This window comes from Paenibacillus rhizoryzae, from assembly GCF_059686995.1.
Map to the genome: position 1 here is coordinate 251879 of NZ_JCAALT010000001.1, position 17418 is coordinate 269296.

The 17418-nt window shown below is 51.4% G+C and carries 13 protein-coding genes; all 13 read left to right on the top strand.

What is annotated here, in order from left to right:
- Position 1: 1 nt before the first annotated feature.
- The 13 genes from AC6ESO_RS01090 (at position 2) to AC6ESO_RS01150 (ending at position 17415) form a co-directional block, all read left to right on the top strand.
- Positions 2-913: a cation diffusion facilitator family transporter gene (locus AC6ESO_RS01090; RefSeq protein ID WP_497089801.1), complete on the top strand. Its 912-nt coding sequence runs from the start codon at positions 2-4 to the stop codon at positions 911-913.
- 45 nt (positions 914-958) lie between these two features.
- Positions 959-3370: a single-stranded-DNA-specific exonuclease RecJ gene (gene recJ / locus AC6ESO_RS01095; protein ID WP_497090465.1), complete on the top strand. Its 2412-nt coding sequence runs from the start codon at positions 959-961 to the stop codon at positions 3368-3370.
- Entirely contained in the window at positions 3367-3879 is a 513-nt protein-coding gene (locus AC6ESO_RS01100) for an adenine phosphoribosyltransferase (protein ID WP_497089802.1), read from the top strand. The genes recJ and AC6ESO_RS01100 overlap by 4 nt, the downstream gene beginning before the upstream one ends.
- A 227-nt stretch (positions 3880-4106) precedes the next feature.
- On the top strand, positions 4107-6290 hold the full coding sequence (locus AC6ESO_RS01105; protein ID WP_494816992.1) for a RelA/SpoT family protein: 2184 nt from the start codon (positions 4107-4109) through the stop codon (positions 6288-6290).
- Between the two features lie 69 nt (positions 6291-6359).
- A complete protein-coding gene (gene dtd, locus AC6ESO_RS01110) occupies positions 6360-6803 on the top strand; it encodes a D-aminoacyl-tRNA deacylase (RefSeq protein WP_497089803.1) in 444 nt (147 codons plus the stop codon).
- Positions 6804-6909: 106 nt separating this feature from the next.
- Positions 6910-7083 (top strand): hypothetical protein, encoded by a 174-nt coding sequence (locus tag AC6ESO_RS01115; RefSeq protein ID WP_497089804.1) that lies wholly within the window; start codon positions 6910-6912, stop codon positions 7081-7083.
- Between the two features lie 1157 nt (positions 7084-8240).
- Positions 8241-9488, top strand: a complete 1248-nt coding sequence (gene hisS / locus AC6ESO_RS01120; RefSeq protein WP_210654768.1) for a histidine--tRNA ligase — start codon at positions 8241-8243, stop codon at positions 9486-9488.
- 45 nt (positions 9489-9533) lie between these two features.
- Positions 9534-11351, top strand: coding sequence for an aspartate--tRNA ligase (gene aspS, locus AC6ESO_RS01125; RefSeq protein ID WP_497089805.1), 1818 nt, complete (start codon positions 9534-9536; stop codon positions 11349-11351).
- 96 nt (positions 11352-11447) lie between these two features.
- Complete coding sequence (locus tag AC6ESO_RS01130) at positions 11448-12200, top strand: tRNA threonylcarbamoyladenosine dehydratase (protein WP_497089806.1); 753 nt, start codon at positions 11448-11450, stop codon at positions 12198-12200.
- A complete protein-coding gene (locus tag AC6ESO_RS01135; RefSeq protein ID WP_497089807.1) occupies positions 12201-12854 on the top strand; it encodes a YdeI/OmpD-associated family protein in 654 nt (217 codons plus the stop codon). It abuts the gene before it with no gap.
- A gap of 196 nt (positions 12855-13050) precedes the next feature.
- Positions 13051-14397 (top strand): Nramp family divalent metal transporter, encoded by a 1347-nt coding sequence (locus AC6ESO_RS01140; protein ID WP_497089808.1) that lies wholly within the window; start codon positions 13051-13053, stop codon positions 14395-14397.
- Positions 14398-14524: 127 nt separating this feature from the next.
- Positions 14525-15829, top strand: a complete 1305-nt coding sequence (locus AC6ESO_RS01145) for a replication-associated recombination protein A (protein ID WP_497089809.1) — start codon at positions 14525-14527, stop codon at positions 15827-15829.
- Positions 15830-16065: 236 nt separating this feature from the next.
- A complete protein-coding gene (locus tag AC6ESO_RS01150) occupies positions 16066-17415 on the top strand; it encodes a hemolysin family protein (protein WP_497089810.1) in 1350 nt (449 codons plus the stop codon).
- Positions 17416-17418 lie beyond the last annotated feature (3 nt).

Consider the following 17418-nt stretch of genomic DNA (forward strand, 5'->3'; position numbering starts at 1 on the left):
CATGACAGCGACCCAACGTTATGCCAAAGCCGAGTCTGCCGCATGGACCGGACTTATAGGTAACGTCTGTATAGCAGTAATTAAAGGCGGAATCGGTATGTTGTCAGGCAGCAAAGCGTTACTGGCCGATGCTTGCCGTTCCGCTTCGGATGCCGCCGCCTCATTCGTCTCCTTAACAGGTGTCCGTCGATGCAGGCAGCTGGGGTCACCCCATGCACCTGTACCGGCAGCCAGAGGACGTGCGGAGGCAGCAACCGGCGTAGTGGCATCCATTCTGCTTATGATTATAGGTCTGGAAATTGGCATCTCTGCCATCAAATCCATCGCAGACGGTGTTGATGAAGCACCTGGCTGGCCTGCAGCCCTTGTCGTATTCCTTGCTTTCATTCTTAAAGAGGTTCGCTTCCCGATCAAGGAGCGGGGAGCGGACTTATATGCTTCACTTGCAGCGCTTGTCGGAACAGGCGGTGCAATGCTGGGCAAGCCGCTTGGCATGCCTGTCCTGTATTACTTGGATCCGGCAGCGTCACTGATCATCGTTGTGATCGTCTTCTCAAGCGGGTACCGGGTCGCTTCCGCTTCCGTTATGCGCAGCCGGTTTCTGGAAGTCGAACCTGCTGATATGTCGGAGCTCAAAGCTGTCGTGCTTCGCATGGAAGGCGTTATCGGCGTCGAGGTGCTTCGCGCCAGAGAGCACGGTCATTACGCTGTTGCCGATGTGGTCATCAGCGTCAATCCGCGCATTTCGGTGCTGGAGGGCAATGAGATCGCCAAGCGCGTGAAATATTTTCTGATGAAACGGTTTAGTCATATGACGGAGGTTACCGTTCATGTGGAACCGTATGATCCGGGTTATCCGTATAAAACAAATCACGATCCTAGTCAGGAACAACTACCGACGCTACTGCAATAGCAGCAGCGTTGATTTTTTTTGAGAAAAGAGGTGTCAGGCCAATTGATGCAATCCAAAACACGCTGGAGTCTCGCTTCGTTTGATTTGGAGGGAGAGGCTCGTGCAGCCGGCTTAGCGCGCAGCTTGTCCCTTTCACCGCTTGTAGCGAGACTGCTGGTTCAGCGCGGCTACGACCGCGTTGAATCTGCGCGTCAGTTTTTGAACGGGGGCATCGAATGTCTGCATGATCCTTTTCTGCTAAAGGGCATGAATGAAGCCGTAGCACGAATACGAGCGGCGGTGGAGAGCGGCGAACGAGTGAGGATTTATGGCGATTACGACTGCGATGGCGTGTCGTCAACGACACTCATGACGTATCTGTTCACGCGGCTTGAGCTGAATTTTGATTATTATATCCCCCACCGCACATTAGAGGGGTATGGTCTCAACAAAGCTGCCCTACGCGCCGCTGCTGATATTGGCGTTACCCTTATCGTAACCGTCGATACGGGCATTAGTGCGGTTGAAGAAATCGCCTATGCGAACGAGCTTGGCATCGATATTGTGGTAACCGACCACCATGAGCCGCCTCACCAGCTTCCGGAAGCTTATGCGATCGTGAATCCGAAGCAAGAGGATTGCGGTTATCCGTTCAAGGGGTTGGCCGGTGTAGGTGTCGCGTTTAAGCTTGCGCAGGCGCTGCTGGACGAGCCTCCAGTAGAATGGACGGATGTTGTCGCGTTAGGTACGATCGCCGACCTTATGCCGCTTACAGATGAGAATCGCGTGCTTGTTAGATTCGGGCTGGAGCAGCTTCGTCAAACCGACAAGCCGGGCTTTCGAGCGCTTGCCGAGGTTGGGGGCATCGAGCTGGCCTCCCTGCAGTCGTCGAATGTGGCATTTGGGATGGCGCCGCGTATCAACGCAGCGGGCAGACTCGAGCATGCGCAGCAGGCAGTGGCATTACTGACGTCAACAGATCAAGAGTCGGCAGCCGCAAGCGCGATCAGTCTGGATGTGTTAAACCGTCAAAGGCAGCTCATTGTAGAGACGATCGTGCAGGAAGCGCAGGACATGTGGACGGCCAAATGCAAAGCGGCAGCTGAAGCAGGAGTGCCGGAGCCATCCGTTATCGTGCTTGCAGGCGAAGGCTGGAACGTGGGCGTAGTCGGCATCGTGGCATCGAAGTTTATTGAGAAATACTATAAACCGACGCTGATACTCGGCATTGATGCTGAAACAGGCAAGTGCAAAGGCTCTGCTCGTTCTATCGAAGGGTATGACCTGCACGCGGCATTAACCGAATGTGACGCGCTTCTGGATCATTACGGCGGGCATCAAGCGGCGGCTGGCATGACCTTGCACCGAGACAACCTGGAAGCCTTTGAAGCACAGCTTAGCGCGCTTGCCGACAGCTGGTTGACGGAAGAAGACTGGATTCCCAAAACGATGATCGATTTGACCTGCAAAATGGAAGATGCGACGCTGCGCGTCAGGGAACAGCTCGCGCACCTGGAACCATTCGGTATCGGTAACGAAGCGCCGAAACTGCTGCTGACAGGCGTTACACTTGCCGATCGCAAAGCGATGGGGAAAGAGAGCAAGCATTTGAAACTTTCCATAAGCGGACAAGGTAAAATGCTCGATGCGGTCTGCTTCGGCAGCGGGCATTTAACCGAGCATCTGTCCCATGGTGCTGCCATCGAACTGGTCGGGGAGCTTTCAGTTAACGAGTGGAACGGGCAGCGAAAAGCACAGTTTATGGTGAACGATCTGCGTGTACCGCATGTTCAAGTCTTCGATAAACGTGCGGACGCAGGCAACGAATCGCTTCGCGCACTGAGCAAACAGCTTTCTTCAGGAAGTTACCGAGCCCCTGTAGTCCTGGTTCCAAGTGAGGCTTGGCTCGAAGCGGCTCAAGCTTCGCAAGAAGTCGTGACAGACGTATTGTTTATGACTTATGATGCCTTCATACAGCAGCAGAAGGTCGCCTGTTGCCACTTATTCGTGTTTGGCAGGCCGCAATCTGCTGAGAAGCTATCTTATGCTCTTGCAGCCTGTGAAGGACTTGAAGCCGTTCATCTTCATTACGATATAAGCCGAACCGGAGCGGCATTCCCAACCCGGGAGCAGTTCGGGGAAATGTACAAGCTGCTGCGGCGCGAATGCCCGTTGGATGAAGAGGGCATAAGTAAACAATTGGCATCTAAACTCAGCGGAATCTCCGAATCCACCATAGCGTTCATGTTAAAGGTGTTTACCGAATTGCAATTTATTCAGACCGAAGAGGGTTTTGTGAAGCTAAGCCCTGTAACAGTGAAGCGAGAGCTGTCGCATTCAACGGAGTACCGTGAAGCGCAGCGCACTGCCGAACTGAACGAAATCATCAGTGCACCGATCAAAGCGATGACCGATTGGATCACCAAAGAAGTGCAGAACTCATTATTACACCTAAACGAAGGAGTCGTTATTTCATGAATTACAAAGACTACATCCGCATCATCCCAGACTATCCGCAGCCGGGAATCCGTTTCAAGGACATCACTACGCTGACAAACAATGGTCCTGTCTACGCGCATGCCATTGATGCTATTCGGCAAGCGGTTGCCGACAAACAAATCGACCTGGTTGCCGGACCGGAAGCCCGCGGGTTCATTATCGGTGCTCCTCTTGCCGTCACGCTCGGCGCTGGATTTGTTCCAATTCGCAAGAGCGGCAAGCTGCCTGCTGAAGTCATTGAAGCCAGCTACGATTTGGAGTATGGCAATGACAAACTGGCTATTCACAAAGATGCGATCAAGCCGGGTCAACGCGTACTCATTGCAGACGACCTTCTTGCGACCGGCGGTACGATTGCGACTTCGATCAACCTCATCCGTCAGCTTGGCGGTGAAGTGGTCGGTGCAGCATTCCTGATCGAGCTGGGCTACCTGGATGGCCGTAAGAAGCTTGACGGAATCGATATTTTCTCACTAATGACGTATTAATTAACGTGAAGTCACCATGGCGCCGGACACGGAAGGGCATCCTTCTGCTGTCCGGCGTTCTCTATACCTGCCTATGCCCGCATAGCGAGAGGTTGACGGAAAGGCTTTAAAACAGGCATAATAATAGGAAAACTCGGGCGAATCTGATTATCGAAGTTAGGTTCATCACTTTAAATGATTTGGGAAGCAAAACGCGAGGCAGCGTGCTTTTCCGGAAAGGGACATTCATGGGCATAGAGCAGTTACTCGACAAAGCATCGACCTATATGAAGGAGCAAGATCTGACACGGATCAAAGAAGCATACGAATTTGCCGATCAAGCCCATCACGGGCAAGTGCGTAAATCGGGAGAGCCGTATATTTTACACCCTGTCGCCGTAGCTGAAATTCTCGTCAACATGCAGATGGATGTGTTGTCGATCATCGCTGCGCTCCTTCATGATGTCGTTGAAGATACAACTGTCCCGCTTGAAGAGGTCAGAACCCGTTTCGGTGAGGCTTGTGCCGCTGTTGTAGACGGACTCACGAAGCTGGAGAAGATTCAATTCCGCTCCAAGGAAGAGCAGCAAAACGAGAACTACCGTAAAATGTTCGTTGCGATGGCACAGGACATGCGTGTTATCCTCATCAAGCTGGCTGACCGTCTTCATAATATGCGGACGCTGAAATATCAATCCGAAGAAGCGCAGCGTCGTATCGCTTACGAGACGTTGGAAATTTTCTGTCCAATCGCTCACCGGCTCGGGATCTCGGCCATCAAGTGGGAGATGGAGGATATTGCGCTTCGTTATTTGAATCCGCAGCAATATTATCGCATCGCCAACCTTATGAAGAAGAAACGTGCAGAGCGGGAGCAATATATCGCAGATGTTATTACCCGCATCACGGAGAAGCTTGAGGATATGGGGATCGAAGGCGACATTTCCGGTCGTCCGAAACATATTTACAGCATTTATAAGAAGATGACCGCACGCAGCAAGCAGTTCACGGAAATTTACGATCTGCTGGCGATTCGGATCATCGTTGACAATATTAAAGACTGTTATGCAACGCTAGGTATCATTCATACGTTATGGAAACCGATGCCCGGACGTTTCAAAGATTATATTGCGATGCCCAAAGCGAATATGTACCAATCTCTCCATACAACGGTTATAGGTCCTACCGGTGAACCGACCGAAGTGCAGATCCGGACTTGGGATATGCATCGCACGTCCGAATTCGGGATCGCTGCCCATTGGGCTTACAAAGAAGGCGGCGTCGTTCCGGGTGGTTCATTCGAGGAGAAAATGACGTTATTCCGCGAAATCATTGAGCTTCAGCATGAAGCCAGCGATGCATCCGAATTTGTCGAATCGCTGAAGATGGACTTTTTCTCCGATCTTGTATTTGTATTTACGCCGAAAGGCGAAGTTTTCGAGCTGCCGGCCGGCGCGGTTCCGCTTGATTTTGCCTACCGGATTCATACGGAGGTCGGGAATCGCACCATTGGCTCTAAAGTTAACGGCCGAATCGTACCGCTTGATTATAAGCTGAAGACCGGCGATATCGTCGAGATTCTGACCTCGAAGCATTCCTATGGCCCAAGCCAAGATTGGATCAAGATCGCCCAATCGTCGCATGCTCGCAGCAAAATCAAGCAGTGGTTCAAGAAAGAACGACGTGAAGAAAACGTCGTGAAAGGCCGTGACAACATTGAGCGCGAGCTCAAACGTCTGGGACTTGAAGCGTCCGCCTTTATGTCGGATGCCCAGTTGCAGGAAGCGGCTTATAAATTTACGTTTAACGATATCGACGACATGCTGTCTGCTGTTGGATTTGGCGGCATTACCGCTGCGCAGATCGTTACGAAGCTGACGGAGAAAATGCGCAAGGAAGCCGAAGAGGCGAATCAAATCGAGCTTACGAATGAGATGAAGGAGATGAAATCGTCCCCTTCGCTTCGTAAAACCCGTCCGACGCACGGCGTATCTGTTAAAGGAGTAGACAATCTGCTTGTTCGGTTTGCACGCTGCTGCAATCCGGTACCCGGCGATGCGATTGTCGGGTATATCACACGTGGACGCGGTGTATCGGTTCACCGTTTGGACTGTTTGAATGTGAGCCCTAATGGAGATGGGGAAGAAGCCGCTCGCGTAATAGAGGTAGATTGGGAACAGTCTGTCGAGGCGAACTATAGCGTTGATATTGAAATTACCGGCCATGATCGTCCGGGACTGCTCAATGAAGTACTGCAGGCCGTGTCCGAGAGCAAAACAAATATTTCGGCCGTCTCCGGACGTTCGGATAAGAATAAGCTTGCCATGATCCACATGACGGTGCTGATTCGCAATATTGAGCATTTACAATCCGTGGTTGAGCGTATTAAACGGGTGAAAGATATTTATTCCGTGCAGCGGATTATGCAATAAAGGCAAATATGGTAATAAACGCAGATACTTATTATTGATTACGTTTGGGCAGGGAGAGTTTGTACGGGGATGAAAGTAGTTGTGCAACGAAGCAAACAGGCGTCTGTATCCGTAGACGGGGAAACAGTCGGCTCGATTGAAATGGGACTGATGCTGCTCGTAGGCATTACCCATGAGGATAATGAATCCGATATCCGCTGGATGGCGGAGAAGATTGCGGGCTTACGCATCTTTGAGGATGAAGAAGGTAAAATGAATCATTCCGTCAAAGACGTGGGCGGTGCGATTCTTTCGGTATCGCAGTTTACGCTTTATGGCGACTGCCGCAAAGGCAGAAGACCGAATTTCATGGCAGCGGCACGACCGGAGCAAGCGGAAGCGCTGTATGACGCATTCAATAAGCAGCTCCAATTAAGTGGACTAGCTGTGGCGACCGGCAAATTTGGAGCGATGATGGACGTGTCCTTGACCAATTGGGGACCGGTTACCTTGATTATCGACAGTAAAGCTTAACCCAAGTCTCTGTTGGTTTAAGTGTTAGAATAGCTGCGAACGGGAACACTAGCCTTAGAAGTGCACGGCTCTACTCGTGCACGACAACGGTGGAGGGATTCTCGTTATGCATCAGTCGCGTAAGGAGCAAAGTGTCGAACGGGTTTCGCGGAGGCTGCTTCATGCGGATCGCCGTGAAGCACTCATTTTCGCGGAATTGGAAGAAAATATAGAAGCCTCCGCTGACTTCGGCGGCTTCGCTGCAACGCCCAGACGTTCGCCGGTTGGCGAGCATATGTAACGGAACAGGAAGGACGGGCCGCTTCTTCGTCGAAGCGCTCCGTCCTTTGCTGTCGGTTGCTGCGGAAAAGGCGAGAAATCGCTTTATTTTTTGTAACCAAACTGTAATGTGTTTAAAATGATTCTCTAACATGGGCGGGCTATAATAAAAGCCGACCCCCTTTTTTGAATATATTATTTGATGGACCTACAACTTGTTTGTAGGTCCCTTTCTTTTGTGGAGACCCCCTAAATCCCCCTAGAAGGGGGACCCCGAGGGACCCGTCCCTCTGGACACCCGGAATTTGAATAACGTCGGAGTTACAGAGAACCACTCGCGATTATCGTTTGGGTAAGGGCGCGCTTTCGTCCCATACGGGACACGCTTTACTTTTGGCGGGGTTTATCGACCTGGTGTCCCTCACGGGACCATCATAACGTGCCGCCTCAGAGGCGCATGTGATCGGGTGCGTGCTTGTGGGCGCTTTCGTCCCATACGGGACACGCTTTACTTTCGGCGCGGGAAGGGATGGGGGTTACCAGGTGCTCGCGGCTTTGCCGCTCGCACGGTAACCTGGAGGCCCGCTCATAGCCCGCGGGGATGTTAGTGGAGGGATGGTCGCTATCGCGACCTAAGAGCGAAGGGCATGGCCACTATCGCGACCTAAGAGCGAAGGGCATGGCCACTATCGCGGCCTAAGGGCGTAAGGCATGGCCGCTATCGCGACCACAGGGCAAGAGCAAGGGCGAGGTATGTGGTGCTGCGAAATGGGCATAATGGGAAGTGGAAATGATTGTGTGTTGATCTCTTGACACACGGTGAAGTGAACGGTACAATAAAGGTTATATTATGTAGATCCGTTGAAGGGACCGATTCGTTCTACCCGCACCGATTCAGAGAGGGATTCCATGGCTGGAAGAATCCTTGGCGTGCTTGAGCGGACAGACTTCCCAGAGGACATGCGGTGAACCTGCAGGCGTTACGCTTGCTCATTAGCTGTATTGCGTAGTCGGGCGTTAACCGATTGAAGCGAATCAATTGCATTGATTCGGAATGTGGGTGGTACCACGGTAGCTTTGTATTTTACAAGCTCTCGTCCCTTTGCCTTTTTTGAGGCGGAGGACGGGGGCTTTTTTTGATGATCATCTCTGAACGCAGTACTTTTAGGGGGAATGGACATGGGCTTTCAGAAGCCTCCGGGCACGCAGGACTTTTTACCGGGCTCGGTAGAGAAATGGCAGTTTGTCGAGAGCAAAGCGCGTGAGATTTGCCGCCGCTTTAACTTCCGTGAGATCCGCACGCCGATGTTTGAAATGACGGAGCTGTATAAGCGCGGCGTCGGCGAAACGACCGATATCGTGGAGAAAGAAATGTACACCTTCACCGACCGCGGCAACCGCAGCTTAACGCTGCGTCCGGAAGGTACGGCAGGCGCGGTACGTGCGTATGTCGAGAACAAGCTGTATGGCGAGCCTGATCTGACGAAGCTGTATTATATCGGGCCGATGTTCCGTTATGAGCGTCAGCAAGCTGGGCGCTATCGTCAGTTCCACCAATTCGGCATTGAGGCGCTTGGTGCCGTAGATGCTGCGCTGGATGCTGAAGTGATTGCACTTGGCTATACGTTCTACTCCGAAGTGGGATTGAAAGACGTTCGCGTTGAAATCAATTCTGTCGGCACACCGGCTGTTCGGGCAGCGTTCCGCGAGAAGCTGCTTGGTTTCTTGGAGCCCAAACGCGAAATCCTGTGCAAGGATTGCCAATCGCGTATGGATCGTAATCCGCTGCGGGTGCTGGATTGTAAGAATGATCAGCATCATTTTGAAGGCGCGCCTTCCATTCTGGATAGCTTGGATGAAGAGTGCAGCACCCACTTCGAAGCGCTGCAAATGCATTTGACGGGAATGAACATTCCATATTCCATCAATCCACGCCTGGTGCGCGGTCTTGATTATTACACGCACACAGCCTTTGAGTACAAAGCCGAAGGCATCGGCGCCATCGATACGATCGGCGGCGGCGGCCGCTACAACGGGCTTGTGGCCGATATCGGAGGACCGGATCAGCCGGGCGTAGGTCTTGGACTTGGTCTGGAGCGTACGGTTATGCTGCTTGAGAGTCAAGGCGTGCAGCTGGCCAATTTGCATCAGGTCGATGTGTACATGGTAGGTCTTGGCGAGGCGGCTGATCGCGAAGTGACGCGTCTGCTGCACGGACTGAGAATGCGCGGTATTTCCGCGGAGCGGGATTATCAAGGCCGCAAAATGAAGGCGCAAATGAAGTCTGCCGACCGCCTTCAAGTTCGATTTACAGCTATTCTCGGCGACGATGAACTGGAACGCGGGGAGATCATGCTGAAGAACATGACGACCGGTGAACAGCAGTCTGTTGCGCTTGATCAGCTTGCTGATGAAATTTTGAAATAAAGCAACGCCCCATAATTCCATTATAAAAGGAGCCTCTAACCTATCATGATGTTAAAAACTCATTCATGCGGAACACTGACGAAAGCAGAAGTAGGACAAACGGTTACATTGAACGGCTGGGTTCAACGCCGCCGTGACCTTGGCGGAGTATTGTTTATCGATCTGCGCGACCGTACAGGAATTGTACAAATCGTATTCAACCCTGATTTCTCGGGCGATGCACTTGCGATTGCAGACCGTGCACGTAATGAATTCGTGCTTGCCGTTCGCGGTCAAGTCGTAGAACGTGATGCGGAGACGGTTAACAAAAACATCTCAACTGGCGAAATTGAAATCCGCGTGACGGAAATCGAAATTATGAATGCTGCGAAGACACCTCCATTCCCAATCGAAGATGGCGTTGAAGTGGATGAGTCGCTTCGCCTGAAATATCGTTACCTGGATCTGCGCCGCCCTGAGATGCAGAAGACGCTTCTTCTTCGCTCGAAAGCAGCTAAAGTGTTCCGCGACTACTTGGACGGTCAAGGCTTCATCGACGTTGAAACGCCGATCTTGACGAAGAGCACGCCGGAAGGCGCGCGCGACTACTTGGTTCCAAGCCGTGTTCACCCGGGCGAGTTCTTCGCGCTGCCGCAATCGCCGCAAATTTTCAAACAGCTCCTTATGGTAAGCGGACTTGAGCGCTACTACCAAATCGCCCGCTGCTTCCGCGATGAGGATCTTCGTGCAGACCGTCAACCGGAGTTCACGCAAGTCGACATCGAGACTTCCTTCTTGTCGCAGGATCAACTGCTGAACCTGATGGAAGAGCTAGTTGTTAAATTGTTCCGTGAAACGGTTGGCGTTGAAATTCCTACTCCATTCCAACGTATCACGCATGCGGATGCGATGAACAAATACGGCTCTGATAAGCCTGACCTGCGCTTTGGCATGGAGATGGAAGACATTACGGATATCGTAGCTAACAGCGACGTGAAAGTATTTGCATCCGTCAGCGCAAGCGGCGGCGTCGTGAAGGTGCTGAACGCGAAAGGCTGTGCGAGCTGGAGCCGTAAAGAGCTTGACGATCTACAGCCGTTTGCAGCGCGTTACGGCGGTAAAGGTCTTGCTTGGGTAACGGTGAAGGAAGGCGAATGGCGCGGCCCGATCGTGAAATTCTTCAAACCCGAAGAAATCGCGGCGATGACAGAGCGTCTTGGCGTAGAAGAAGGCGACTTGCTGCTGTTCTCAGCGGATAAGAAGAAAGTCGTTGCTGATGTTCTTGGTAACCTGCGTCTCAAAATCGGCAAACAGCTTGGTCTGATCGATGAGTCCAAATTCAAGCTGGAGTGGGTAGTAGACTTCCCGCTGCTTGGCTACGATGAGGAAGCGAAACGTTATGTGGCGGAACACCATCCGTTCACGCGCCCGAACGATGAAGATCTGCCGTTGTTCGAAACAGATCCGGGCGCAATCCGCGCGCAAGCTTACGACCTTGTACTTAACGGCTATGAAGTCGGCGGCGGTTCGATGCGGATCTACAAACGTGACGTACAAGAGCTTATGTTCAAAGCACTTGGCTTCTCCCTTGAAGAGGCGCATGAGAAATTCGGCTTCCTGCTCGATGCTTTCGATTACGGAACCCCACCGCACGGCGGATTTGCATTCGGATTTGACCGCCTTGTGATGCTGCTTGCCGGACGCACGAATCTTCGTGAAACGATCGCGTTCCCTAAAACGGCAAGTGCAACAGATCTGCTCAGCGATGCGCCATCCGAAGTGGATATTTCCCAGCTTCAACAGCTGCATATCCGTACAATTCAGAAGCCTGCGAAACAACCAGAAGTTGCAGCAGCCGGTGCTCCCGCGCAGCCAACTAACTAATCCAAACAGCCGGCTTTCGTCCGCGTGTAGCGGCGAGAGCCGGATTCTTTATGTTTAAAGCAGGTACAAATTTAAGCCAAGAGGTGTATTTCGATTATGCTGCACCAATTTTCACGAACGGAGCTCGCCATCGGTCCGGAAGGTCTGGAACTGATGAAAGGCAGCACGGTTGCGGTGCTCGGTATCGGCGGTGTCGGAGCTATTGCCGCAGAAGCGCTCGCACGGACAGGGGTAGGCCGCCTGATCCTCATCGACAAAGATGTTGTGGATATTACGAATATCAACCGCCAAATTCATGCACTCACCACGACAGTTGGTCAGCCCAAAGCAGATCTCATGCGTGATCGCATCAAGCTGATTAATCCGGAATGCGATGTGATTTCGCTGCGGATGTTCTACACAGAAGAAACGTACGAGAAGCTCTTCGAATATCCGCTCGATTATGTTGTGGATGCTTCGGATACGATATCCTATAAGATTCATTTGATCAAACAGTGTTTGGAGCGCAAAATCCCAATCATCTCCAGCATGGGTGCGGCGAACAAGATGGATCCGACCAAATTCCAGGTGGCGGACATTTCCAAAACCTCGATGGATCCGATCGCACGTGTCGTCCGCCAGAAACTGCGAAAAGACGGCATTAAGAAGGGCGTAAAGGTCGTATTCTCGACCGAAGAGCCGATGAAGCCGCGTGAGGATGTCACGCAGCGGATCGTGCCTGAGAATGCGCCTGAAATTCGTAAAGCACAGCAGCCGCCGTCCAGCAATGCTTTTGTCCCTCCGGTTGCGGGACTTATTATGGTGAGCGTAGTGGTGAAAGACTTGCTCGCTAATGGAGGTATTTCCTAGATGAACGCGGAACTCGTTAACAAATTACGTCTATCGCTCGATATGCGCATTGCGGTACTGGAAGCGCCTGCTCCTTCCTATGAGGAAGAGCTGGGTGTGGAGGACCACGAGCCGTTCGATGAAATGGACGCCGGCACCTATGATTTTGTCATGCTGTTCGCCAAGGACATTGCAAGCTTGAACGAACATGCGCCCAAGGCGCTTAAAGCGGTTAAGAAAGAGGGTCTCCTCTGGATCTGCTACCCGAAAGGGACGGCCAAAATACGGACAGACATTAACCGTGACCGCGGCTGGAAAGTCGTTAAGGAAGAAGGCTGGGAAGGTGTGGCACTCGTTTCGATCGATGAAACGTGGTCAGCTATGCGTTTCCGTCCAGTAGGTATGGCTCAGACTTCAGCGAGAGCAAGCCGTGCTGCCGATATCGGCCGTACGACCACGACTGCAACGAAGGAACTGGTTATTCCGGATGATGTCACTGCAGCACTTGCAGCTAAGCCGGAAGCAGCCGCTTTCTTCGCAGAGCTCGCTCCTTCGCATCGCAAAGAGTATATTCGCTGGATCAATGAAGCGAAGCAAGAAGTGACGCGTGTGAAACGCATCAATGAAATGGCGGAAAAGCTGCAGAAACAGCTTAAACGTCCATCGGATAAGTAACGCGTACAAGCCCGAATTTTGTAGGTAAATCCTACAGATTCGGGCTTTTTTAATAGGGAGTTTTGTCCCAGTCAACAAAAGTTGCCTTTGACAAACTTTTTTGTATGTGTACAATGAAAGTAGGCAACAACAGTTTCACTCCTGCATATGTGTAAGGAGTATACAATACATTTGATGTTTACATGAGGTGAGAACAATGAGTGATCAATCGGCTCCGCTGGCTCCAGAGAAAGGCTGGCGAAATCCAAGAACGTCGAATACACTGCCGGAAGTGTATCGTTCCATGAAGATTCCGAAGACGGGTTCGTGGTTTCGTAAATTTCTAGCATTCGCAGGACCGGGTTATCTCGTGGCTGTTGGCTACATGGATCCGGGCAATTGGGCGACTGACTTAGCGGGCGGCTCAAAGTTCGGCTATACGCTCTTATCCGTTATTTTATTATCCAATCTCATGGCGATTCTGCTTCAGGCACTTGCCGGCAAGCTCGGTATCGTAACAGGACGCGATCTGGCACAAGCTTGTAAGGACCATTACAGTAAACCTGTCGCTATGGGATTATGGGTGCTTTGCGAGCTCGCTATAGCTGCTTGTGACCTGGCAGAGGTCATCGGAACGGCAATCGCGCTGAATTTACTGTTTGGCATACCGCTCATTACGGGCGTCATCATAACGGTACTGGATGTACTGCTCATTCTCCTTCTGCAGAATAAGGGATTCCGATATATAGAAGCGCTTGTTATCGTGCTGATCGTGACCATCGGCGGCTGTTTCCTGGTCGAAATCTTCTGGTCGCAGCCTCAAGTAGGCGAAGTCATGAAGGGATTTATTCCGAGCACGGAGATTATTTCGAACCCGGCGATGCTTTACATCGCGATTGGTATACTAGGTGCGACAGTCATGCCGCATAATCTGTATTTGCACTCCTCTATCGTACAAACGCGTCAAATCGAACAGACCGAGCTTGGTAAACGCCAAGCGATCAAATATGCGACGTGGGATTCCACCATTGCTTTGTTCTTCGCATTATTCATTAATGCAGCTATTCTCATCATTGCTGCGGCAAGCTTCTATGCGACGGGGCATACGGAGATAGCGGAGATCGGCGAAGCATATCACCTGTTAGCGCCGATGCTGGGAACAACAGCGGCAAGCGTCCTCTTCGGAGTCGCGCTGCTCGCGGCCGGCCAGAATTCAACCTTGACCGGCACGCTCGCGGGCCAGATCGTCATGGAAGGCTTCCTGAACATCCGGCTGGCACCATGGCTGAGAAGACTGATTACGCGGCTTATCGCGATCATCCCGGCCGTTATTGTAACGTGGCTGTATGGTGCTAGCGGAACAGCGCAACTGCTTATCCTAAGCCAAGTTATCTTGTCGCTGCAGCTCTCATTTGCCGTCATTCCACTCGTTAAATTCACAAGCGATAAACAGAAGATGGGTAAGTTTGCAAATCCGCTCTGGCTTAAATTACTCGCTTGGATTGTCGCAGTCGTCATTGCGGGATTGAATCTTTACTTGCTCTACCAGACATTTTTCGGCTAATTAACGCCAATCGTATCAGAAGACCTTCTCCGAACAGGGGAAGGTCTTCTTGCATATAGGGGATGCGTAACAATAGCGAACGTTTGTGCTAGTGTGCTATGATAAGCAGGAAAGGAACGGGTGAGCGATGGATTTATTTACCTATCAGAATGAGGAACAAGCGCCAAGAGCAAAGCTGCTCGCAGACCGTATGCGCCCTCAAACGATTGAAGAATATATCGGCCAGTCCGACATTGTCGGGCCGGGCAAGCTGCTTCGACGGGCAATCGAAGCCGATCAGATCACTTCCATTCTGCTGTATGGACCACCGGGCTGCGGCAAGACGACGCTTGCGCATATTATCTCGAAACGCACGCAAGGGGAGTTTGTGAAGCTGAATGCCGTGGATGCGTCCGTCAAGGACGTACGGGAAGTGATTGAGCAGGCAAGGATCACCAAGTCGATGTACGGCCGCAAAACGATCCTGTTCTTAGACGAGGTGCATCGCTTCAATTCGGCGAGGCAGGACGCGCTGCTGCCGGCAGTTGAGCAGGGAATCATCATCTTTATTGGGGCAACTACGGAGAATCCGTTCCATTACGTGAACGGGGCCTTGCTGTCGAGATCGACGCTGTTTCAACTGGAGTCGTTGACGCGGGAGGATGCACTTACCGCCATGCGCCGGGCACTGGCAGACCGCGATCGCGGGCTTGGGTTTATGGATTTAACAGTCGAGGATGAAGCGCTGCAGCACATGGCATCCATGGCAGGCGGAGATATTCGTCGTGCCCTGAACGCGCTCGAGCTGGCAGCCGTGACGACACCTTCACAGCCGGATGGATGCGTAATAGTGACGCTGGCAGTCGCGGAGGAGTCTATTCGCAAGCCGACCATTCGTGCAGACGAATCGACACAATATGACGTGCTGTCCGCCTTCCACAAGAGCGTGAGGGGTTCCAGCGATGCTGCATTATTCTGGTTTCTCTATGCCGTAGAGAAGTTGGGCATGGATCCCATGACATTCATACGGCGGCTGATCGTAGCATGCAGCGAAGATATTGGCCTTGCGAATCCGCAAGCGATGGTTCAAGCGGTAACGGCGATGGACGCTTATCATAAGATCGGCTGGCCGGAAGCGAAGTACAATATTACGCAAGCCATTCTGTTTGCAGTGGAAAGTCCGAAGTCCAATGCCGCTGCAGTGGCGATCGGGAATGCCATGAACGCCATTGAACAGCTCGGAGCAGCCGAAGTACCGCATCACTTGCGGGATACGCATTACAGCGGTGCCGAGCGTCTTGGTCATGTTGGCTACAAGTACCCTCATGATTACCCCGGGCATTATGTGAAGCAGGTGTATTTGCCTGAGCGAATCGCGAAGAAAACCTTCTATCATGCCACCAATCAGGGGATGGAGGACAAGATTCGACAAAATCAGGAGCGGCGGAAATGACGAAAATAACAGCTGAATCCCCAAAAACGTTAGCAGGAGCTAGAAAATAGCGCATAAAGGCCGACCTTTATGGAATAAACATAACTAGAACCGCGAATACGGGCTAGAAGGTGGGATGACGGCATTTGACGTAAAGTTGCTTCATCGACTACTCTAGTATTATAACGTTTCTTTATAATTTTAAGTTCCAGAAGGAGGTGCACCTGTTCGTCGCAATTGCGGCAAACAGGGAATCGTTGAGTAGTGACCCGTTACCCATATTGTTAAACTTACTTTTAATCGTTTTACTCGTTTTTCTGAATGGTTTTTTCGTAGCTGCGGAATTTGCCATGGTGAAAGTAAGAAGCAGCCGGATTGATTCACTGGCGCTGGACGGCAACCGCCGTGCCCATTTTGCATCCAGGCTAACTGGCAATTTGGATGCGTACCTGTCGGCTTGTCAGCTTGGCATTACGCTTGCATCTCTTGGTCTCGGCTGGGTAGGTGAGCCTGCCATTGCGGCGATGATTGAGCCTGTGCTTGAGAAGTTCCATTTTAGCCCGGTTGCCATATCTACGGTTGCGTTTATTATTGCATTCACAATTATTACGGTATTGCACATTGTACTTGGAGAATTGGCTCCCAAAACCTTTGCGATTCGCAAAGCTGAATCGGTCACATTGTGGACGGCTATGCCGCTCATAGGTTTTCACAAAATCATGTATCCGTTTATCTATCTGCTTAACGGTACAGCCAACTGGATGCTTAAGCGCGTTGGTATCGAACCTGCGGCAGAACATGAATCCGCCCATACCGAAGAAGAAATTCGTATCCTGATGAAAGAAAGCCATAAATCCGGACTAATTGATAACACGGAGCTAACGCTTGTCGATAATATATTTGATTTTGCCGAAACCCATGCGCGGGAGATTATGATTCCACGTACGGAAATGACCTGTTTGTATGCTAACCTGTCGTTCGACGAGAACCAGGCCATTGCGCTTAAAGAGATGCATACTCGCTATCCGGTTTGCGACGGCGACAAGGACAATATCATCGGATTTGTCCACATTAAAGACTTACTTAAAGTGACGCATCAAGGCTTGCCCGATATTCGCACGATTACGCGTCCGATGACTACCGTGCCTGATTCCATGCAAATCAGCAACCTGCTTAAGCTGATGCAGAAGAAGAAGACTCAGATCGCCATTCTTATCGATGAATATGGCGGAACGTCCGGACTTGTAACGCTTGAGGATATCATGGAAGAAATCGTCGGTGAAATTCAGGATGAATTTGATGAAGAACGCCCCGATATCGAGCCAAGAGATAACCAATCCCATTCCATCAACGGCATGATGCTGATTGAAGAGGTAAACAGCTTCTTCGGATTGGAAATCGAAAGCGACGATTACGATACGATCGGCGGCTGGTTTTACGCACAGATCGAGAATCCTCCGTCTAAAGGCCAACGTGTCGTGCATCCGGACGGCTTTGAGTTCGTGATCGAAGAGACGGATCACTTACGGATATCCAGAATCATCATCCGCAAGCAAGGAAGCCACGTAGAAGAAGAAAGTATCGAATTGCAAGCAGAAACCGGCTAACCG